Origin of the sequence: Pedobacter nutrimenti (assembly GCF_003208655.1) — a bacterium.
In the GTDB taxonomy this organism is placed as follows: domain Bacteria; phylum Bacteroidota; class Bacteroidia; order Sphingobacteriales; family Sphingobacteriaceae; genus Pedobacter; species Pedobacter nutrimenti.
In genome coordinates this window covers 427,801-448,842 of record NZ_QKLU01000004.1, presented here as the reverse complement: position 1 = coordinate 448,842, position 21,042 = coordinate 427,801, and the positions used below count along the sequence as shown (strand labels likewise).

At 40.8% G+C, this 21,042-nt stretch carries 16 protein-coding genes; 13 read left to right on the top strand and 3 right to left on the bottom strand.

The window, feature by feature from the left end; translation table 11 throughout:
• Nucleotides 1–73: 73 nt before the first annotated feature.
• From B0O44_RS13490 to B0O44_RS13430, 13 genes are all read left to right on the top strand, one after another.
• The gene (locus B0O44_RS13490; RefSeq protein WP_110831383.1) at nucleotides 74–1,006 is read left to right on the top strand and encodes a hypothetical protein; all 933 of its coding nucleotides are present in this window, start codon (nucleotides 74–76) and stop codon (nucleotides 1,004–1,006) included.
• A 1-nt stretch (nucleotide 1,007) separates the two neighbouring features.
• Nucleotides 1,008–1,754 (top strand): hypothetical protein, encoded by a 747-nt coding sequence (locus B0O44_RS13485; RefSeq protein ID WP_110831381.1) that lies wholly within the window; start codon nucleotides 1,008–1,010, stop codon nucleotides 1,752–1,754.
• A 1-nt stretch (nucleotide 1,755) separates the two neighbouring features.
• A complete protein-coding gene (locus B0O44_RS13480) occupies nucleotides 1,756–2,523 on the top strand; it encodes a hypothetical protein (RefSeq protein ID WP_146229833.1) in 768 nt (255 codons plus the stop codon).
• On the top strand, nucleotides 2,520–3,422 hold the full coding sequence (locus B0O44_RS13475) for a hypothetical protein (RefSeq protein ID WP_110831376.1): 903 nt from the start codon (nucleotides 2,520–2,522) through the stop codon (nucleotides 3,420–3,422). Before B0O44_RS13480 ends, B0O44_RS13475 begins: the two co-directional genes overlap by 4 nt.
• 1 nt (nucleotide 3,423) lies before the next feature.
• Nucleotides 3,424–4,377 (top strand): hypothetical protein, encoded by a 954-nt coding sequence (locus tag B0O44_RS13470; protein ID WP_110831374.1) that lies wholly within the window; start codon nucleotides 3,424–3,426, stop codon nucleotides 4,375–4,377.
• A 327-nt stretch (nucleotides 4,378–4,704) separates the two neighbouring features.
• Entirely contained in the window at nucleotides 4,705–7,848 is a 3,144-nt protein-coding gene (locus B0O44_RS13465) for a hypothetical protein (protein ID WP_110831372.1), read from the top strand.
• A gap of 12 nt (nucleotides 7,849–7,860) precedes the next feature.
• A complete protein-coding gene (locus B0O44_RS13460) occupies nucleotides 7,861–11,370 on the top strand; it encodes a DUF6443 domain-containing protein (protein ID WP_110831370.1) in 3,510 nt (1,169 codons plus the stop codon).
• Nucleotides 11,367–11,819: a hypothetical protein gene (locus B0O44_RS13455; RefSeq protein ID WP_110831368.1), complete on the top strand. Its 453-nt coding sequence runs from the start codon at nucleotides 11,367–11,369 to the stop codon at nucleotides 11,817–11,819. The genes B0O44_RS13460 and B0O44_RS13455 overlap by 4 nt, the downstream gene beginning before the upstream one ends.
• Before the next feature lie 210 nt (nucleotides 11,820–12,029).
• Nucleotides 12,030–12,659: a hypothetical protein gene (locus B0O44_RS13450; protein ID WP_146229832.1), complete on the top strand. Its 630-nt coding sequence runs from the start codon at nucleotides 12,030–12,032 to the stop codon at nucleotides 12,657–12,659.
• Between the two features lie 532 nt (nucleotides 12,660–13,191).
• A complete protein-coding gene (locus tag B0O44_RS13445) occupies nucleotides 13,192–13,455 on the top strand; it encodes a hypothetical protein (protein ID WP_110831364.1) in 264 nt (87 codons plus the stop codon).
• A gap of 34 nt (nucleotides 13,456–13,489) precedes the next feature.
• Nucleotides 13,490–13,705 (top strand): Lrp/AsnC family transcriptional regulator, encoded by a 216-nt coding sequence (locus tag B0O44_RS13440; protein ID WP_110831362.1) that lies wholly within the window; start codon nucleotides 13,490–13,492, stop codon nucleotides 13,703–13,705.
• 249 nt (nucleotides 13,706–13,954) lie between these two features.
• A complete protein-coding gene (locus tag B0O44_RS13435; protein WP_110831360.1) occupies nucleotides 13,955–15,352 on the top strand; it encodes an aminopeptidase P family protein in 1,398 nt (465 codons plus the stop codon).
• A 56-nt stretch (nucleotides 15,353–15,408) separates the two neighbouring features.
• Entirely contained in the window at nucleotides 15,409–16,371 is a 963-nt protein-coding gene (locus B0O44_RS13430) for an MBL fold metallo-hydrolase (protein WP_110831358.1), read from the top strand.
• Here B0O44_RS13430 and B0O44_RS13425 read toward each other — a convergent pair.
• The 3 genes from B0O44_RS13425 to B0O44_RS13415 form a co-directional block, all read right to left on the bottom strand.
• Nucleotides 16,340–17,995, bottom strand: a complete 1,656-nt coding sequence (locus B0O44_RS13425) for a PAS domain-containing sensor histidine kinase (RefSeq protein ID WP_110831356.1) — start codon at nucleotides 17,993–17,995, stop codon at nucleotides 16,340–16,342. The two genes, B0O44_RS13430 and B0O44_RS13425, sit on opposite strands and share 32 nt — an antisense overlap.
• 148 nt (nucleotides 17,996–18,143) lie before the next feature.
• Nucleotides 18,144–19,496 carry a DEAD/DEAH box helicase gene (locus tag B0O44_RS13420; RefSeq protein WP_110831354.1) on the bottom strand — a complete coding sequence of 451 codons (1,353 nt, stop codon included), beginning with the start codon at nucleotides 19,494–19,496 and terminating at the stop codon, nucleotides 18,144–18,146.
• A 74-nt stretch (nucleotides 19,497–19,570) separates the two neighbouring features.
• Nucleotides 19,571–20,908 (bottom strand): MFS transporter, encoded by a 1,338-nt coding sequence (locus B0O44_RS13415; RefSeq protein ID WP_110831352.1) that lies wholly within the window; start codon nucleotides 20,906–20,908, stop codon nucleotides 19,571–19,573.
• Nucleotides 20,909–21,042 lie beyond the last annotated feature (134 nt).

The following is a 21,042-nucleotide window of genomic DNA, read 5'->3' as shown; positions in this document are numbered from 1 at the left end:
TTTAACAAAATAACCCAGTGCAGTTTGGCCGCACTGAAGGCTTATACATTAGTGCCATAAAAATCTATGGCAAATGAAAAAAGCGTTCATCATCTTATTAAACTTTGTTGTACTGTTGTTGGGCATAAGCAGACTTCATGCTCAAACAGTATCCGGGCCTTCAGGCTATAAGGTAAAGGATTTGGGAATTGGACCAGGAGATTATACCAGGTCTTTGGTTCTCCTTCATGAAATTTATAACGGAACATTATTAGGTTTTAATAATACTGTGGGTACCATTACTGCCTTTAGAGGAAATGAAGTAGCCGGTAGCCGTATGGATGTCGCCCAGGTCAATACAACCTCTGCCTACAATAGAATATTTGGAGGAGTTCAGTCTGTTTCCATGGAACAGCCCTGGAAATTAAAGACCTGTGTTTTTCAGGGAAAAAAATATCTGGCACTGGAACCCTCCTATTCCGATGCTCATTACAATTGGAGTTTTCAGTTTGCTGGTTGGGCCAATTCTACAGGAGAAAGCCTTTTATGTGTCAATTATATGTTCCGTGGCCAGCCCATCAACCAGGACTTAATCAGCAATATTGAAGACTTTACTGCAAACCTTATTGAAACCCATGATGTCACACAAATGAACATTACCGGGGGCCTGAATATTGGCACAGAGACGGTAAATACAGATTATAAGCTTCAGGTAAAAGGAAAAGTCCGGGCGCAGGAAATCAAAGTCGAAACTGCCAACTGGCCGGATTATGTTTTTGCCAAAGACTACGTACTCCCTTCTTTAAAAGAAACCGAAAAACACATCCAGGAAAAAGGGCATTTGCCAGGAATTCCTTCTGCGGAGGAAGTGAAAAACAATGGGGTCAATATAGGGGAGATGAACGCGAAACTGCTGAAAAAGATTGAAGAACTCACCTTACACCTTATAGAGCAAAATAAAATGCTCCAGGCCCAACAAACAGAAATCAATTCATTAAAAATAGCTTCAAAATCTCATGCAAACTAATATGAAAAAATCATTGATCCTCGTATTTCAGATTTTAATTCTTGGCTTTTATTGCTCGGCGCAAAATACCTTGCCCGCAAGTGGAAATGTTGGCATCGGAACAACAAATCCAAGAGCTGTATTGGATGTAGGGGCCTATATTCCAAATGGCGCTTTAGGAACTGTGTTGGGAAGATTAAGTGAAGGTGATGCTTCAGGAACCGGAACATTTCTGGGTGTAAGGGGCTTTAATACCAATGAAGTTGGTGGTAAAAGTTTCGCACTTGAACATAATTTCTACGGTCAGGTGAACAGTTCAATAAACTTTTTTAGAGGAGGGGCCATACAGGGGGGATACATCGCCTTTAACACCTTTGACAATACGGAACGCATGCGTATTGACCCTCTTGGTAATGTCGGAATTGGTACAGCAGTACCCAAAGAAAAACTATCTGTCAACGGAAACATCCGTGCCCGTGAAATCAAAGTCGAAACTGCGAACTGGCCGGATTATGTTTTTGCCAAAGACTATGCACTCCCTTCTTTAAAAGAAACCGAAAAACACATCCAGGAAAAGGGACATTTGCCGGGTATTCCATCTGCCGAGGAAGTGAAAACTAATGGAGTCGATTTAGGGGAGATGAATGCCAGGCTGCTGAAAAAGATTGAGGAACTGACCTTACACCTTATAGAGCAAAATAAAATGCTGAAGGCGATGCAAACAGAAGTCAATTCATTAAAAATAGTTTCAAAACCTCATGCAAATTAATATGAAAAAAACATTAATTATTCTGTTTCAGATTTTAATTCTTGGCTCTTATTGCTCGGCGCAAAATACCTTGCCAGCAAGTGGAAATGTTGGCATCGGAACAACAAACCCTTCCGATTTACTAGAGCTCAACGCAGGAGCATCACGTCGTGGTATTACAATTTTTAGTGATGGTGGTTCTGAGGCTTATACTGATATCCAATTTTCAATTAACAATAGATCTTCCATTATCAGGTCTCCTCATACCTGGGTCATAAGTCATCGTAAAGATGGGTTCTTTACTGATAATCCAACCGGGGAATCATCTTTGGAGTTTTATGCTGTAAGGCCTAATGGTTATCTCGCCCCTTTAAGCTTTAAATCAAACGGAGATCTCATACTTGCTTCAGGAAAGAACGCTGTAAGTGGAAATGTAGGGATTGGTACAACCACTCCCCGTGAAAAATTATCTGTCAACGGAAACATCCGTGCCCGTGAAATAAAAGTCGAAACTGCCAACTGGCCTGACTATGTATTTGCCAAAGACTACATTCTTCCATCTTTAAAAGAAACTGAAAAACACATCCAGGAAAATGGGCATTTGCCGGGTATTCCTTCTGCCGAGGAAGTGAAAAACAATGGAGTCGATTTGGGGGAGATGAATGCGAAACTGCTGAAAAAGATTGAGGAACTGACTTTACATCTTATTGAACAGGATAAGAAATTCTCTGCAAGGCTACTTGAACAGCAACAAGAAATTAAGCAACTCCAACTAAAATTAAAAAAATGACCACGATCGCCTTAAAGAAAACCATAGCAACTGTAGCTATACTGGCAATGACCAAATTTGCCTTTTCTCAAACGAATGTTTTCCCTGCTAGTGGAAATGTTGGTATAGGGACAGCGAATCCCCAATATCCCTTGGAAGTCAACGGCGCCTTTATGGCCGGCTCCAATGGAAACAAGTTTTTTTATAATGGTGCTGCCGACGTTATTTTCCAATATGCCGGAAGAGGTTCCGGAGGTAGAGCTATGGTGCATGGGCCTGGAAATACCTTGGCGTTAAACTTTGGTGGCGATTTTTCCGGAGGTTTAATCCTTGGAAATGAAGTTTTTGTGTCTAATGATGGCGGCTTGAGGATTCCCGATGGAAAAGCATTTAAAGCCTCTTATTTTGAAACCAACGATTATTCGACCATGACTTTTATGAGCCGGGCATGGCAAACGGTGCAGGGGGCAAATGGTAAAGCATTTTCTTTTATGACACACAACAACCAGGGGGGAGGCGGGCAAGAGATGATGTCCATATACTATGGTGAAAGCGGTAAAATTGTGATGGGGCACAATGGTGGAAATGTGCTTATTGGCAAAGAGAGCCAAAGCAACCCCGCTTATAAACTGGACATTAATGGAAAAGTCAGGGCCAACGAAATTGTAGTAAATACTTCTGGGGCAGACTTTGTTTTCGAACCAAATTATCAGCTGAAACCCTTATCGGAAATAGAAAGTTTTGTCCGGCAGCACAAACATTTACCAGGAATCAGTACGGCAGCAGAAATGCAAAAAGAAGGGGTTGGCATCAGTGAACTTCAAACCCAGTTGCTGCAAAAAGTAGAGGAACTGACCCTGCACCTGATCCGGCAGGAAAAGGAAATTAAACAGTTAAAAAAACAGCTAAAAAAGAAATAGAATGAAAAAATTAATCATGGTCCTGTTGCTTTTTGCCTGCCTGAAAGTCCGGGCGCAAAATGCGGGGAGTATTACTGTTGGAGGTGATCTGGATAAATTTTATCCGACCCTCTGGACCGATGGTGGCTGGAGCAGTAATACAGCTTCAGTTCTGGAAATTGGGAGGTCTTCTACTCATGTAAATGGTGATTGGAGAGGGACTGTAATTGCTAAATTTAGTTACCATACCTATGCCTGGGGAAATGGGGCCGGTTTTTTGAATGCTGATGTTACCCAGGTGAATAATTTGGAAAACACACCCAATGATCGCAACAGGAATTTTATTGCTGGTTGGAGAGACGCTACGATTAGAAGTGGAAGCGGAAGTATTATCATTTGGCTTAGGGGAGGAGGGACAACTTATTATTACAAATCCCTTTATGCGAATGCTCCTGTTGTTTACGATGGAGTTGCCAATCCTTTGCCTTTTCAGGAAGAGAACGGTCCGGCGCACAGCTATAAAACAACAAAAGACCCTTATGTAAATTCCGATGGTATGTCAAGAAGCGGAACCGCTTATTTTAATGGGGTTGTTACACCCAATTATTTTGCAGGCGATGTAGGCGTAGGTACACCGGATACCAAAGGTTATAAACTTGCCGTCAATGGAAAAATCCGCGCCCAGGAAATTAAAGTCGAAACTGCCAACTGGCCGGACTATGTTTTTGCAAAAGATTATGCCCTCCCTTCTTTAAAAGAAACCGAAAAACACATCCAGGAAAAAGGGCATTTGCCGGGTATTCCTTCTGCCCAGGAAGTGAAAAACAATGGGGTCGATTTAGGGGAGATGAATGCGAAGCTGCTGAAAAAGATTGAGGAACTGACTTTGTATTTGATCCAAAAGGATAAAGAACTCGAACAGGTAAAAGCCGATAATAAACAGACCAGGGAGATGCTGCTTAAAATGAAAAAATGATTTTGAGGTAATTATCTAAAATCTAATGAACAGTATAGATATGAAAAGAAAAAATTCATTGAATTTCAGATTTATAGGGATTTGATGAGTTAATAGTTTTTAAGACGAATTTTTGACTGCCCGATTTTAATTGAAAATTCAAGTTATGCACATTTCTGTTGTTTAGGTTGGTTTAAGTGTTTGACTGTTAGCTTTTTTTAATGTGAATAATTTTTTTTTAAAAAAAATCAGAGTGCAGTTTGGTCGCACTGAAGGCTTCTATATTTAGATGCGAGCTTTATAAGCTGCATAAAATCTGATAGTTAAGTTTTTTTAAAAAAAATCCATATGCATAAAAAATTAATCATTTTATTTGGACTGATGGTGGTGGCCATTAGCACGTCCTTTTCGCAAGGGGTAACTTTTCCGAATGACAAAAGTAATGTCACTTTTCCTTCACCAACTGCTGCCAGTTTAGGTAAGTACGGAGAGTATCCTGTCAGTCTTTATTCAGGACAGATCAATATTGATGTTCCGCTTTTAGAAATAAACAGTGGAAAACTATCCTTACCAATTTCATTATCATATAATGGAAGTGGTAATAAACCTTCTGATATCCCCGGGTGGGTTGGATTAGGCTGGAGTTTAAATGCTGGGGGGGTAATTACCAGAATAGTGAAAAATTTGCCTGATGATCTTCAGTTTTTTGGTTATTACTATGATAAGAATGTATTTAATGCCCAACTTGCTTTATCTGAACCTGATCCTAATTATTGTTATGAAACAATTTATAGGAGACATGATTTAGAACCAGATATCTTTCTGTTTAATTTTGCTGGGCATACTGGAAAATTCCATTTTGATAATCATGGAATTCCGAGGGTTGAAAGTGCGGAAAAATTGAAAATTGAAGTTATACCTACGAATGACGTACTTGCTTTTTTTGATGCTTTCGTTGTTACAACTCTGGATGGAACAAAATATCGCTTTGATCATAAAGAATGGGGGTTAAGTGGGCTCACGTTTCCTGAAAATTCTGAAAACCATGTTTCATCCTGGTATTTGACGAAAATAGAAAATTTAACAGGTGATGTAATTACATTTAAGTATACATTGCCAGAAGCAAAATATCGGTTTCGGGAAAGATCGTATGATAAGGTTACCTTTTTAAACTCTGGTATAGGACAGGTAGCAGAAGAGGGGAGAGTTCCTTCTCTAATCATAGATCAGGTAACTTATCTTGATGAAATTGTTTTTTCAAATGGAAAATTGAAATTTCCAAAGTCAATAAGAACTGATTTTTCTTATAAGCCAGCACCCTACGCTAGTCTCACGGCAGAAGAAAAAAAGTTGGATAATATTACCTTATACGATAAAAGTGAGATACCTATTAAAAAATGGGATTTTCACTATATTGAAAACATTGGTAGATTAAAGATTGATTCTATTAAAGAATCTTCTTTTTCTGGTGGACAAAAAAAGGTTTACCGATTTGAGTATAATTCTGATTTACTGCCAACATCTTCTGCCGTTTTTGTGTCCAATGATCTTTACAATTCCAATGATATAGACCATTGGGGATATTACAATGCAGCTAACAATGATTATGGCAGAGTGCCTATTACTTTTGTTCCTAAGCTCAATGATTTCATCGGAACGGCCAACAGGACTGCACATCCAAGGTTTATGAAGGCAGAAATGCTTGAAAAAATTCATTACCCAACCGGAGGTTATACTAAGTTTGAGTTTGAACCGAATGACTATAGTGAACAGCAGAGTGGCCCAATAGAAGCTAATTACGAATGGACGGAGTACAGCTTTTTTTATGAATCAGGAAGCTTTGATGTAGATCCAAATACTATTGAAATCAAATTAGACGAACCGACAGTTGTACAGAGTAAAAGATCTGCAATTAATATTGGTCCTAACCGGCAATGGCTTCCTTCAGGATCTGAGTCTTTGACCTATACTTTACCAAAGGGTACACATACTTTAGCCAGTATTTTCAGAACAAATGAACTGCTCAATAATGGTAATTCCGATGTTCAGACTGCAGCAGGATCATTAAGGCTTCGAAAAAAAATTACCTCTAATCCCTATTTTTCAATAGGGGGTGGTCTTAGGATAAAATCAGTTGAAAATTTTGATGGAAAAGATATTGTTAAGAAAGAATATGAATATAAAGCTCAGAACCCAATTTACTCAAGTGGTGTGCTTTCAGGTTTTCCAACATATTTTAGAGATCTTCAGACAATATGGCTAAACCTTAAAGGCTATGTTGTCAGTTCCGAGTCGCTTGAAGAACTACCTTATGGTCCTTCCGTAGTATATAAACGTGTTGCCGAAAAGCTTAGTGACGGAAGTAAAATAGTACATAATTACACTTCTTTTTCTGAGTTTCCTGATCAGCAAGGAACTTCCTATTCCTGGGTTGAAACATCAATGAGACATCCAATTTCTTATAATGATTTGAGGGGATTAGAGAAGGGAACTGAATTCTATTCCAGTTCTGGGAAAAAAGTAAAAGAAATTTTCAATACCTACACTATACATCCTGAAGGACAAGTTCATATTCCTGCAATTGATAATAAAATCATTTTTAGACTCAGACTTTTTTCTGAAATGTTGGGTTTACAGGGACTTCCTACTACAGTGGTGGCTGACGCTAATACGATGTCAAAATATACCATTCCCAGCAGATTCGTGTATAAACAAAGTTCAAGGGAGATTACATATACTACCTTAGGTACTGACCCTGTAACTATCCAAACTGATTATTCATATGATAATCCACAACATTTTCAGGTAACAAAAATTAATTCGAATAATAGTAAAGGTGAACTTTTACAAAAGAAACAATTTTATCCTCATGATATGATCTCTTTGAACAGGGATCCGAATGGGATATATCTTGGGATGGTCAATCAAAATAATATCAGTCCGGTGATTGAGACTGTTGGAGCGAAGAACTCAGTGCAGACATCTTTAATTCGAAATAATTACTATCAACCTTTTAATGGTGTTTTTCTGCCAAAAACGATTGAGGTTCAGCAGAAAGATAATGATCCGGTTGAAACTGAAAAGGTCTATCGTACTTACGATGTTAAAGGTAATCCACTTAGTATAGCAAAAAATAATGGTCCTGAAACAAATTATCTATGGAGTTATGGAGGACAATTTCCGATTGCTGAAATTAAGAACACTGACTATATATCAATAGAAAATGTATTGGGCGCCAGTAATATTCAAGCATTTTCCAATTCAAATCCAAGCGATATCCAAATAAAGACCTTTCTTTCTTCTTTAAGAACTTCTTTGCCAAATGCTTTCATTACAGCTTATACCTACAATCCACTGGTGGGGATTACAAGTTCAACAGATCCTAAAGGAATGACTATTTATTATGAGTACGATGAATTCCAGCGCCTGAAAAATGTCAAGGATCAAGATGGGAACATCATCAAAAACACAACCTATCACTACAAACCTTAAAACGTTCTTATCATGAAATATAAGTTAAAAAATATATCCAAAAGCCTGGTGGTAGGGTTGGTAGTATCTGGCTTTTACCTTAAAGCCAATGCCCAGCACATCACCAGAAATAGTTACAACAATGAATCTGTAATTCAGGCTACAGGTAGCGTGACCCTCACCGATGGCTTTTACATTCCTGTTGGAAAAACGGTGCGCATTTTTACCGCAGTCAGTTTTGCGAATTGTGTGGACCAAATCAATAATCCCAGTGCCAACCAAAATTACATCAGTACCAGGATTTTTAAAGTTCGGGGCGTGAAGCCGCAAAATATCGATTCTTTAAGAAAAACCTGTGAGGTGAATCAGACCATACAGTATTTTGATGGATTAGGAAGACCTTTACAGTCGGTGACTGTACAAGGCAGTCCGACGTTTAAAGATATTGTACAACCCATTGCTTATGATGCCTTTGGAAGGGAAAATAAAAAATACCTGCCTTATCCTGTTGCTGGTAATAACGGAAACTTTAAATCGGATGCCTTAACTGCCCAAAACGCCTTTTATAGTAACCCTTTTGGAGCCGTCACAAAAATTGAAAATTCAGCTTTTTCAGAAAGCCGTTTTGAGGCTTCCCCATTAAACCGGACAGAAGAACAGGGTTCACCAGGAGCTTCCTGGCAAATGGGTTCTGGACACACTGTTAGATTAAGTTATGGGTCCAATAACAGCAGTACTGCTTATGCATCTGATGGTTTTGCTGTGCGCTTATATAACGCAGAAGCAGCTGGTGGATATCAAAGAACACTGACTGGAACAGGTTTTTATGAGGCGAACCAATTGTATTTAATTATTAGTAAAGATGAAAACTGGACAGCTGCGGATGGTAAAGCAGGAACTATTGAAGAATACAAAGACAAAGAAGGTCGCGTCATTTTAAAAAGGGTTTTCAATCAAAAGGATGGGACTATTGAAACCTTGTCGACTTATTATATTTATGATGATTTAGGTAACTTGAGTTTCGTGCTTCCTCCTGGGGTTAATCCGGATGCTACAGCTATTCCTGATCAGAACAATTTGAACAGTTTCTGTTACCAGTACCGTTACGATGGCCGTAAAAGATTGATCGAAAAACGAATCCCAGGTAAAAAAGACTGGGAGAATATGGTTTACAATTCACTGGGCCAGTTGGTGCTGAGCCAGGATCCGAATCAAAAAAAATCAGGCCAATGGCTGTTTACTAAATATGATGCACTGGGACGAGTGACGATGACCGGTTTATACAACAACGTACAAAACAGGGCAGAAGTACAAAACTTAGTGGACGCTCCAACCAGTATCTTATGGGAGAAATGGAACAAAGACAGCAAAAGCTGGAGTAACGATGCTTTTCCACAAAGTATTGCGGAACAGTATACCTTGAATTATTATGATGATTACAGTTTTACACTTCCCAGTGCGTATGTAATGAGCGGGGCAAGCGCAAAAACAAAAGGTTTGCTTACCGGTTCGGCAACTAAAGTTTTGGGAACTGGGGACATGCTGCTCAGCGTAAATTATTATGATGAGGAAGCTAGGGTGGTTAAAATCTATAAACAACATTACCTTTCGGGAACCGCGAACGAAGCGAACTATGATGAAATTGAAAACGCCTATAATTTTCCGGGAGAACTGATTGCCAGTAACCGTATCCATCATGTGGGTGCAAATCAAACGACAATTGCCAACCGTTACGAATATGACCATGTGGGCCGAAAAAAGGCAAGTTTTGAATCCATTAACGGGGCCACAGAAGTGGTGCTGAGTAAATTGGATTATAATGAACTGGGGCAATTGGTTAAAAAATCATTGCACAGTGAAGGAGGTACAAATTTTATTCAGAACAGCAGCTATGCCTATAATGAAAGAGGCTGGATGAGCAGGATCAATAAACTGGATAGTATAAATGCCAGCACTGTTTTTGGAATGGAGCTTCTTTATGGTAACACACCTGGCAGTTTTAACGGAAATATTGGAGCCATCAACTGGAAAACCAAAGTCCCCGCCGGTTTAGGGTTAAGTGAACAGGTGCAAAATTATGCTTACAGTTATGATAAACTGAACCGTTTGCTGAAAGCCGATTATGTTACCCCAGGTGCTGCAGGAAAGTTTAACGAAGAGATGAGTTATGATGTAATGGGCAATATCCTGAACCTGAAAAGGACAAACAGCATGGCAAATTATTTGAACAATTTTTCTTATAATTATACCAGCAATGGAATAAAAGGCAACCAGCTTTATGACGTCAGCGATACAGGTATAGATGGCAAAAGCAGTACCTATGCCTATGATGACAATGGGAATCAGAAAACGGATAGCCGCAAAGGGATAAATATTAGTTATAACATGCTCAACCTGCCAAAAACAATTACCAAAAGCAGTACAGGAGAAAGCCTGAACTATGTTTATGATGCGACCGGGCAGAAGCTAAAAAAGATTTATGGCAGTAACACACGGGATTATATCGGTGGCATAGAATACAACAACGGAGCTATAGAATTTATCCAAACCGAAGAGGGAAGGGCTTTACCGGGATCATCTTATAGCTACGAATACATGCTGAAGGATCATTTGGGTAATACCCGGGCAACAATAAAACAAAATGGAGAGATTGTCCAGGTACAGGATTACTATGCTTTTGGTTTGGAAATGAACCCAGGGAATAACATTAGTCCAAGTCCTCAAAACAACTATACATATAACGGAAAGGAAAAGCAGGGAGAACTTGGCTTAAGCCAATTGGATTATGGCGCAAGGTTTTATGATCCGCTGATTGGAAGATGGAATGTGGTGGATCCATTGAGCGAAAAGTTTTTCCCTTTGTCTGCCTATAGTTATACTGCTGATAATCCAGTGCTGCTTAATGATCCAAATGGTAAGGACTGGACCATTACTATGGTGATTGATAAGAATGGTATTGCTCATTATCAAATTCTCTTCACTGCCGCAGTTGTTGATAATACATCGAAGAAAAATGGTAGACCTAATGAATTGGCAAAAGCTGTTAAGAAACAGTTTGAGAAAATTTTTAATGTAAATGAAAAAAAAGTAGAAAATGGTACTCTTGGTTTTACTGTAGAAGCTAAAGCAGAGATAAATGTCTATGATGATGCGCAATCAATTGGATATAAGGAAACCTTAATTGAAATTAAAGATCGAACTGATGATGATTTTAAATCAACCGGATCAAATATTGTTGGCTATGCACCGGATGGAAAGCACATATCTATCAATGAGAAGTATGTTGATGATATGATTAGCGGAAGGAATCAAAAAACTCTTGCGCATGAGATTGGACATACGGGAGGACTTAAACATCCTGCAATGGATAATATATGGTTTTTTCCGGGACCTACATATCATTTAAAGGATACGAATAATTTTATGATTCAAGGAAAAAAACCTGATCCAACTGGTCCGACAAGAGATCAGATGTACCGCATTTACCGACTTTATAGAAGTGGAAAATTAAATAATAGAGATATTTATCCAGTTGATCAATGACAGATTTTCAAAAAAATATATGTAAAAGTTTAGCTATTGTCTTGTTTGCCATAGTGACTATTGATTGTAAAAATAATAGTAAGACAGAGTTTGAAAAAAAGACAATTTACATTTCAAATTTAAGAAGAGCTATTTTAGGGAATGGAGTTGATACAGGGGTGAGAATTATTAAGACCTATCCTAATGAGGATAACTGTCTAGGAAATCAATATAATGCAAATTTATACATTTGTAAAAATACTGAAGATAACGACACTTTATATGTTTTTAGTATTTGCGATAAAGTGCCTTCTTTTGCAAAAGTTGATCTGAATGAAATTTTTGCAATTGATCACGGAGATATTAAAAAAAACGTTCCTGATAAAGTAATTATAAAAGTTCCTAAAACCTTTTCGATTCCTTCTAACGCAAAATATGTGTTTTCGAAATTGACTAGAATTGAGGACTAGTTTATTGTGAAAAATGTGAACTTCTACTCGAAAATGGAGACCATTCACAAGAATCAGATTTTGAAGGCCATATTGGATATCGAAACCCGGAACTCTTGTTTTGAGAAAAAGTAATCATTCATTTTAAAACATAATTTTAGTCCCCTCCCCCGCATAACTAAAATCATGCGGGGTTTTTCTATATTTATACAACAAGCTAAAAATCTGGCCATGAGAACAATCCTGACATCCCTGTTTTTAATCCTGTTCTCATCTGTGTTTGCGCAGCAAAAAACAGATAATCCCCCTGCAAAGGCAGTTGTTATTTTAACAACTAAACAAACCATCCCTAACGACAGCATAAAGGTTTCTTTTGCAAAAAATAAAAGCGCTGATCCAAAAGATAAACAACCTTCCTACTTTATAGACAGCGTACTGGTTTCTTTGAATACACTAACGGGGATCAATCCAGAGGAAATCATGGACGTAAAGGTTGAAAAGAATGCCGCTGACCCCAGGTTCAGGAACCCTAATGGTACAATTTTCATCACCACCAAAAGTCTCAAAAAAATAGACTTGATTCCGCTGAGCCAAATCAACAGGGACTATGTGCATTCGGACCCGGTTTCAACGCTTTATATGTTTGAAAATACCATATTAACCGATGACATAGAAAGCTATAAAATTGATAAAAACTACATCCTGGGAATAGAAGTACTGACTTCAGATGACATCAACTATTTAAAAGCATCAAAAACAAAATTTACCATCATCAAGATACTCGGCAAATCAAAAGAAAACCTCCAAAAAGCAAATCAGATTATGATCCGGGGGAATGCAGAAACTGTATCGCTAAAGTAAGTCCTGAATGCCCCAAAGAAGCAGCCCTTTCTTCTTTCCAAAATCTTGTTTTTCTCCTCAATTTTCTTCCATTGAAATCAAAAATTAATTTTTAAGAAAATATTGGTCTTTTAAGTTGTTTTTACTATGTTTGATTAACTCAAGCAATAAAGTGCTCCAATGAAGTCAAAATCATCATGAAACGTAAATGAATGGTGGTTTTGATTTTCATAAAGCGGGGTTAAAAATTATTTGAAACTAAGGAATGAAGTAAAACGAAAAATAACATACACACTTCTTAACTGAGGTATTAACAAGAGTCTCGCCTACCAAATTCTCACAATTACAGAACCGAGACAATAGATTAATGCCCATGACAATATTTTGCATACATTTGAATGCACTATAGCGTTGTGGGCTCTATTGTAAATCCGTGTTCATGGCCGTGAGAAGCCAGGTAGGGCGGTATTTAGAGTCCATAACGCTATTGTTTTTTAAGCGATAGCCTTGTTCCAGAATCCCGCCCGGGGCTCATTTAAAACATACATTTTAAATGAAGCAGGAAAGCCACCAAAACCCAAACCAGCCCGATCAAACTCCTTTATCTGCTCAGCTGATCAGCGCTTTCTTTTCAGACTATCACCTGGAAGAAAGCCAAAACCTGCTTTGGCAACTTTTTAAACTGGCTTTTTCCGAAAGCTGGGCCAGCCTTTCGGTTATTGAAAAGGAAAACCTGACTACCTTTTACGAACAATTGGATGCCCTTTTGGTGGCCGTTTATTGTAAAGACACCCATGAAAACCAGGGTAAGCAGTAATCACAAGATCCCTTAAACTTAATGAAATACGACGATGAAAGAATCAGAAGACACAGACATTGTGGTGCATCCAGTTAGCCCCGAACAGGAGCAAGCGCTTATTGAAAAATTATCAAAACAGCTGGGGCTCAGTGAACAGGAAGTCCGTTTCCGCGTAAAGAGATTAATTGATGCCGGAGAAATCAGACTGGAGTACCATACCATGGGCAGCGAGGGTGCTGTTTTTGTCCAGTTTGACAGGGCAGAATAAATACAGCTGTACTCTATTGACAAAACATTGATAAAGTACTGGTAAAGCACTGATAAAGTACTGAACATCCCTAGGGTTGGCCTACCGTTGCTGTACGGTTGGCGTAGGGTTGCTGTACCCCTGGGGTACAGCAACCCTACGCCAACCCTAGCCCAAGGGTACGTAAACTATATACTTTATTAGTCTTATATCAGTGAGTTATATGGGTATTCTATATCTTTGTTTAGCTAACCCCATAATTCATATTTTATGTTTGATCAGGAAATTTACAGCAACAGGCGCAGCGCTTTGAAATTGGCCTTGGATAAAGGTATACTGCTTTTTTTAGGCAACGAAGAAAGCCCAATGAACTTTAAAGACAATACCTACCACTTCAGACAGGACAGTTCATTCCTGTATTACTTTGGAATTAACGAAGCCCATCTTGCCGCTGTTATAGATCTGGAGGAAGGGAAAACCATTGTTTTTGGCAATGAGATGAGTATGGATGACATTGTATGGATGGGCAGGCAAAAAACGCTGAAAGAAAAATGCAGGGAAAGCGGAGTGGAGGACCTTCAACCTGCAGATGCCCTGGAAACCTATTTGCAGCGTGCCCTTAAATTGGGGCGTAAAATTCATTTTTTGCCACCATACCGGGCAGAAAACAAAATCCGTTTAAGTGCGGTGTTGAACATAACGATTGACCAGCTTGCCGGGCAGGCTTCAGTTCCATTTATTAAAGCGGTAGTGGCCGCAAGGTCGGTGAAGTCGGCAGAGGAGATCAAAGAAATCAACAAAGCGGCTTCCATTTCGGCAGACATACACCAGATGGTGATGCAAACGGCAAAGCCGGGAATGACCGAAGGGCAGCTCGCAGCAGCCATACAGCAAGGGGCATTGGCGAGTGGGGGACAATTGGCTTATCCGGCTATTTTAACTGTTAGAGGGGAAATTTTGCACAACCATTATTATGGAAATACCTTAAAAGAAGGGCAAATGGTACTGAATGATTCGGGAGTAGAAAGTGCAATGGGCTACGCCAGTGATTTGACCCGGACTTTTCCGGTTGGCAAAAAATTTAGTGCCCAGCAAAAAGACATGTACAACATTGTTCTGGAAGCGTATCATCAGGCTGTTAACCTGCTTGGTCCTGGTACCCGGTATCTGGATGTACATTATACCTCCTGCAAAACCCTGGCGCAGGGCTTAAAGGATCTTGGTTTAATGAAAGGAAATATCGAAGATGCGGTTGCTGCCGGTGCACATGCCCTGTTTTTTCAATGCGGTACCGGGCACATGATGGGCCTGGATGTTCACGATATGGAAGATCTTGGAGAAGCCTATGTGGGTTATACCGATGAGCTGACCAAAAATACCACGGAGTTTGGCCTCAAATCCCTGCGCCTGGGCAAACAGCTGGAACCAGGCTATGTCCTGACGGTAGAACCAGGCCTTTACCTTATACCGGAGCTGATCGACCAATGGGCAGCGGCGGCTACATTTTCTGAGTTTATAAATTACGATAAAGTGAATGCTTACCGGAATTTCACAGGCATCCGCATAGAAGATAATTTTCTGATTACAGAAAAAGGTTCTGAGCTGCTGGGAAAAGCGTTGGCAAAAACAACGGAAGAAGTTGAACAGTTAAGGGAGCAGGCCTTTTAAACAGAAAGGACTGAAAAGGTATTTTGAATTCATTTAAAATTATTAATCTTTTTTTTATGCTAAAAAGAGTTTGTCTGATTGGACTTATCCTGACTGCGTGTTTTTTTAAGGGGGCCGCTCAAGGTCCTGAACTAGGTTTTAAAGTGATCCCTTTGGGGGTAAAGGGCGGAATTGAAGAAGACAACCTTTCGGCTTACCTGCTGGCCGCTGCGGGAACGGACCAGTACATCAGTTTGGATGCAGGCACCATCAATAGCGGGATCAGAAAAGCGATAAAGGCCGGAATTTTAAAAGGCAGTGCCGAAGAAGTTTTAAAAAACCAGGTAAAAGGCTATTTGATTTCACATGCACACCTGGACCATGTTTCTGGTCTGATCATCAATTCTCCGGAAGACAGCCCCAAAAATATTTACGGGATGCCTACAGTGCTGGGCATATTAAGGGACAAGTATTTTACCTGGGATGCCTGGGCAAATTTTGCCAATGAAGGTGAAAAACCACAACTGAAAAAATACACCTATACGGCGCTGGAAGAAAATAAAGAACAGCCGCTTGCAGGAACAGGAATGACCGTAAAGGCTTATCCGCTAAGCCATGTGAACCCTTACCAGAGCACGGCTTTTTTAGTGCGGAACCAGGACGCCTATGTACTTTATCTGGGCGATACCGGGGCCGATGCAGTAGAGAAATCTGATAAATTGCAAAAGCTGTGGATGCAGGTTGCGCCCCTAATTAGTGAAGGAAAATTAAAAGCCATTTTTCTGGAGGTTTCTTTTCCCAATGAACAGCCCGAAAACTTGCTTTTTGGACACCTGACACCGAAATTGTTTTATCAAGAAACGAAAGCCCTTGGGCAGCTTTGCAAAGCCGGAACTTTAGAAAAGGTTTCCTTTATTGTCACCCACATTAAACCGCCGGCCGCTAAGGAAGTCCTGATCCGCAAAGAACTAAAAGAAGGCAACAGGAACCAGCTTAAGCTAATTTTCCCTAGGCAAGCTGAGCTGTTGAAGTTAGACTAACTTCTTGCGCCGCAGGCAGGCTAAAGTAAAAGGTCGAACCTTTTGCCGATTCACTTTCTACCCAGATTTTCCCTTCATGGTGCTGGATAATTTCTGCACAGAGGTAAAGCCCTATTCCAAAGCCCGAAATGTTCTGGGTATGCTTGGTTTCTATTCTGTAAAAACGGGTAAACAATTTTTCAATATTCTGAGGTTTAATACCCATACCTTCATCTTTGATGCTAAAATGAGCAGTAGCGTCCATTAACATGCATTTTACCTCTATGGTTTTTCCTTTTGGCGAGTATTTTACTGAGTTGCTCAATAAATTGGAAATCACAGCACTGATCTTTTCCTGGTCTGCATAAATGGGGATGGGTTCATTACAAATCAGCTCAATATGATGCCCCGATGCCGTAAACTCCGATTCCGCCACCACGTTTTTGACCAGTTCATCCAGAAAACAGCTCTGTTTGTCCAGGTGGATCTTGCCCGATTCCAGACGCGATATATTCAGAAAACCATTCACCATGCCGGTCATTTTTTTGATTTGGGCATTCATTTTATCCAGAAAGGAGACCATCATTTCGTCTTCTGTTTTTTTCATCTTTGCCCGCAACATTTGTATATAGGCATTGATCGAGGTCAATGGGGTTTTAAGTTCATGGCTCACCATGCCAATAAAATCATTTTTACGGAACTCGTCCATTTTCTGCTCGGTAATGTCCAGAACGGCGCCAACAAAACGCTGGGCCCGGTCATGGACATCAAAATAGACTTTTCCTTTGGCCCTGATCCAGCGAAGGTTCTGGTCTTCGGCACCAATGGTCCGGTATTCCACGTCGTAATCCCCGTTACTTTCCGATTTGTTATAGCTTTTTCCGATCACGTTCAGAATCCTTTCCCGGTCATCAGGATGAAGCCCGCCAATAAAATCTTTTTCATAGTCTACGGGCTCGCGGTGGCTAATGCCAAACAGGTTCCGGCAGCGGTCGTTCCATTCCATCGTCCCTTTTTCCAGGTCCATATCAAAGGTGCCCAGCTCAGCCGCCTGTAAGGCCGACTCCAGCGTGTCCCTTTGGGCCTCTGATTCTGCCTGTGCCTGTTCTATTTCCAGTTTGGCCTTTTGCAGGGTTTGCAGGGCATAAATTTTTTCTGTGGTTTCATTACAAATCACCAGCACACCGGCGGGTTTTCCGCTTTCGCCATTGACCCGGCTGTAGCTAAAGGTCCAGTATACATCTTCCAGTTTGTTGTTGCGGTAAATCGGGATCAACTGGTCTTCGCTCCAGGTCGAATCGCCCCCGGCCATCACCTGATCGATAAGGGGTTTAATCACCGGCCATATTTCCGGCCAGCATTCTGCCCCTTTTTGACCCAGGGCGCCGGGGTGTTTGCCGTTATTGCCAAGGCTGGGCCGGTAGGCATCGTTATAAAACTGGATCAATTCTGGTCCCCACCATAAAAACATGGGAAACCTCGAGTTGAGGATAATGCTAATGGTGGTCAGTAAACTCTGTGACCAGTTTTCCGGACTGCCCAAAAGGTTAGCGGACCAGTTGTAGTCCCTGGTCAATTGTCCCATTTCACCACCGCCCGTTAAATATTGAGGATAGACTGGCTGGACCGGGTGATTCGTGGACATAACAAACGTTAATTTTATTTAAAAAAAAGATATTGGATTAACGAATGCTCCTCAAAAAAAGCGCCAGATCCTAAACAAGTGGTTGGCTAAGGCAAAAAAAAGCCAGATGATATTGTCATCTGGCTTTTTAGAAGAATAAATTCTTTTTTTAGGCATTGGAAGATTTTGGTTTGGATTTTCCGCTCCATCTTCTGCTGCCGCTTTTTGGTGTCCTTTTCGCGCCGCTCAAATTCGGTTCGCGGTCCTGGTGCTGGCCTTGAGGCTTTCCTTTTGGATGACCTTGTCTGCCGCCCTGTGCACCGCGGTTGCCACCACCATTGCCTTTGGCTTTTGGTTTTTCGGCTGCGGCCATTAAGCTTTGCCAGCTCATGGCATAAGGATTGTCTTCTGCAACAGGTACAGAAAGGCCAATCAGCTTTTCTATGTCTTTTAAATATTCTTTTTCTTCGGCATCACAGAAAGAATAAGCGATACCGCTTAGACCTGCACGGCCGGTACGGCCAATTCTGTGTACATAAGTTTCAGGAATGTTCGGCAATTCGTAATTGATCACATGGGTCAGTTCATCCACGTCAATACCACGGGCTGCAATATCTGTGGCCACTAAAATACGCGTTGTTCTGGCCTTAAAATTGGTCAGTGCCCTTTGTCTGGCATTCTGCGATTTGTTTCCGTGTATGGCTTCTGCTTTAATACCAGCCTTGATCAGGTCTTTGACCACCTTATCGGCACCATGTTTGGTGCGGGTAAATACCAGGGCCGTTTCAATGCTTTTATCCTGAAGAATATGGTTCAGCAAGCTGCGTTTGTCATTTTTAGTTACAAAATAAACGGCCTGCTGGATTTTTTCTGCTGTAGAAGAAACCGGGGTGACCTCTACTTTGGTCGGATCCTTTAAAATCGTGTTGGCTAGTTTCTGGATTTCTCCGGGCATGGTTGCCGAGAAAAATAAAGTCTGGCGGATGGCCGGAAGTTTGGCAATGACCTTTTTGACATCGTGGATAAAGCCCATGTCCAGCATTCGGTCTGCTTCGTCCAGAACAAAAATTTCCAGGTCTTTCAGGCTGATGAAACCCTGGCCCATCAGGTCCAGTAAGCGGCCTGGTGTGGCCACTAAAATATCTACACCCCTGTGTAAGGCATCGGTTTGGGCTTTCTGGCCCACGCCACCAAAAATAACCAGGTATTTTAAAGGCAGGTTTCTTCCGTAAGCTTTAAAGCTTTCTTCAATCTGTATGGCAAGTTCTCTTGTTGGCGTTAAAACCAGCGCTTTAATGGCTCTGGGGCCTTTGACGTTTGCATGAGGTTTGTATAACAGCTGAAGCATAGGAATGGCAAAAGCCGCTGTTTTACCAGTACCGGTTTGTGCACAGCCCAGTAAGTCCTGGCCTTTTAATATAGTTGGAATGGATTGTTCTTGTATAGGGGTTGGTTGGGTATAACCTTCTGTTTGCAGCGCAGTTAAAATGGGCTCAATCAGATTTAATTCTTTGAATAACAATGTATATTTATTTAATGTTTAATAGAAGAAAAGAATAAATTTCTTTTCGGTACAAAGGTACGTATAAATTTGAGTTATTTTTCTTCTTTAAATCTGCTGAAGAACAGCAGGGCAAGCACGCAAAGGATAAAGCCCACAACCCCGTTTAAACGTAAACCATGGTCGTTTCCGGGGTCTTTTCCATAAATGGTCAGCATGGCAAAAACCGCAATGCCCATGGTTTGCCCAAGTTTCACAAACAGGTATTTCACCGCAAAAAACATCCCTTCGTGATTTTCACCGGTTTCTTCTGTATCTTTTTGCGCAATATCGGCCAGTATTGCGTTGGGTAAAATGCCCAGTGCGGCCAGGGGAAAGGAAGCGCAGCTGACCAAAATATACATTTGAGCGGTAGAGGAGAAGGGCAGTTTGCCCAGAAAATAAATGGTCACAAAAATAAGGCTCAGGATCACAAAGGCCACCAGAACCATTGGTTTTTTTCCAAACTTTTTGGAGCCGAAATTGATAAAGGGATAAAAAACAAGGGACAACAGGACCATAATGCCCATAAATTTTCCTCCGTCTGAATCGGGCAGGCCCAGCAGTACGGTCACAAAAAACAGCAGCCCGCTGGAAATAATGCTCAGGGCGATGTAGTAAGAAAAATCAGAGATCAGGTAATATTTGAAATTGGAATTTCTAAAGGTATTTTTAATGGCATGCAGCAAAGGAATGTGTGTTGGTTTTGCCTCACTGTACTCTTTTTCGTTAATGGCCACCACCGGAATAATCATCACCAGACCGGCCAGAATGCATAAGCCCCACATGGTGTACTGAAGGGCCTCCATACGGCTGCTGATGTGGAAAATTTCCTGGATCAGGTCTGCATAGTTGTTGCACAGGGCCGCAATGATCATTCCCACCACAAAGCCCACCTGCTGATAGGTGGATAATTTTACCTTTTGCTGGGTGTCGTGGGCCAGTTCGGCCAGCAATGCATTATAGGGGATAATATACGAGGTTAGGGAAATGAAAAAACCGGCCAGCACCAGGGTCAGCCACCAGGCATTGATCATGCTTTCTCCTTTAGACAGGGGATAAAAAACCAGGCAGCAGAAAATCACTGCCGGAACAATGGCGTACTTCATAATCGGAATACGCCTTCCTTTCGGGTTTTTACTGGCATCGCTTAACGAAGCGATAAAAGGATCGTAAATGGCATCAAAGAGCCTGCCCGAAGCGGCTATTAATGAAAGAATGTTAAATGCACCAAAAACCAGCAGCTGCGGCACCAGGGGGCTCAATCCCGAATTGTTTGGGGGCAGGTAAAAATAGGGCAGCATGACAATAATGATATTGGTCATAATGCTCCAGCCCATCATTCCTGCCGCATAGGCGATTTCTTTTTTCAGGGGCAGTTCTTTTGCAGGCATCTTCCGGGTTTGTTCTTAACATTTGGGTTTAGAACCTGTAGGCCCTAATTTTTGATGAAGATAATGGAAATTGTGTATTTGTTGAAACTTTGTGAAGGATAAGCCCTGCTTATTCATTAAATTTGTGACTCTAC

Bases quoted from the DNA above. Each gene is read 5' to 3' on its own strand.
- B0O44_RS13490 (WP_110831383.1), top strand. From the start codon at position 74: ATGAAAAAAGCGTTCATCATCTTATTAAACTTTGTTGTACTGTTGTTG.
- B0O44_RS13485 (WP_110831381.1), top strand. From the start codon at position 1,008: ATGAAAAAATCATTGATCCTCGTATTTCAGATTTTAATTCTTGGCTTT.
- B0O44_RS13480 (WP_146229833.1), top strand. From the start codon at position 1,756: ATGAAAAAAACATTAATTATTCTGTTTCAGATTTTAATTCTTGGCTCT.
- B0O44_RS13475 (WP_110831376.1), top strand. From the start codon at position 2,520: ATGACCACGATCGCCTTAAAGAAAACCATAGCAACTGTAGCTATACTG.
- B0O44_RS13470 (WP_110831374.1), top strand. From the start codon at position 3,424: ATGAAAAAATTAATCATGGTCCTGTTGCTTTTTGCCTGCCTGAAAGTC.
- B0O44_RS13465 (WP_110831372.1), top strand. From the start codon at position 4,705: ATGCATAAAAAATTAATCATTTTATTTGGACTGATGGTGGTGGCCATT.
- B0O44_RS13460 (WP_110831370.1), top strand. From the start codon at position 7,861: ATGAAATATAAGTTAAAAAATATATCCAAAAGCCTGGTGGTAGGGTTG.
- B0O44_RS13455 (WP_110831368.1), top strand. From the start codon at position 11,367: ATGACAGATTTTCAAAAAAATATATGTAAAAGTTTAGCTATTGTCTTG.
- B0O44_RS13450 (WP_146229832.1), top strand. From the start codon at position 12,030: ATGAGAACAATCCTGACATCCCTGTTTTTAATCCTGTTCTCATCTGTG.
- B0O44_RS13445 (WP_110831364.1), top strand. From the start codon at position 13,192: ATGAAGCAGGAAAGCCACCAAAACCCAAACCAGCCCGATCAAACTCCT.
- B0O44_RS13440 (WP_110831362.1), top strand. From the start codon at position 13,490: ATGAAAGAATCAGAAGACACAGACATTGTGGTGCATCCAGTTAGCCCC.
- B0O44_RS13435 (WP_110831360.1), top strand. From the start codon at position 13,955: ATGTTTGATCAGGAAATTTACAGCAACAGGCGCAGCGCTTTGAAATTG.
- B0O44_RS13430 (WP_110831358.1), top strand. From the start codon at position 15,409: ATGCTAAAAAGAGTTTGTCTGATTGGACTTATCCTGACTGCGTGTTTT.
- B0O44_RS13425 (WP_110831356.1), bottom strand. From the start codon at position 17,995: ATGTCCACGAATCACCCGGTCCAGCCAGTCTATCCTCAATATTTAACG.
- B0O44_RS13415 (WP_110831352.1), bottom strand. From the start codon at position 20,908: ATGCCTGCAAAAGAACTGCCCCTGAAAAAAGAAATCGCCTATGCGGCA.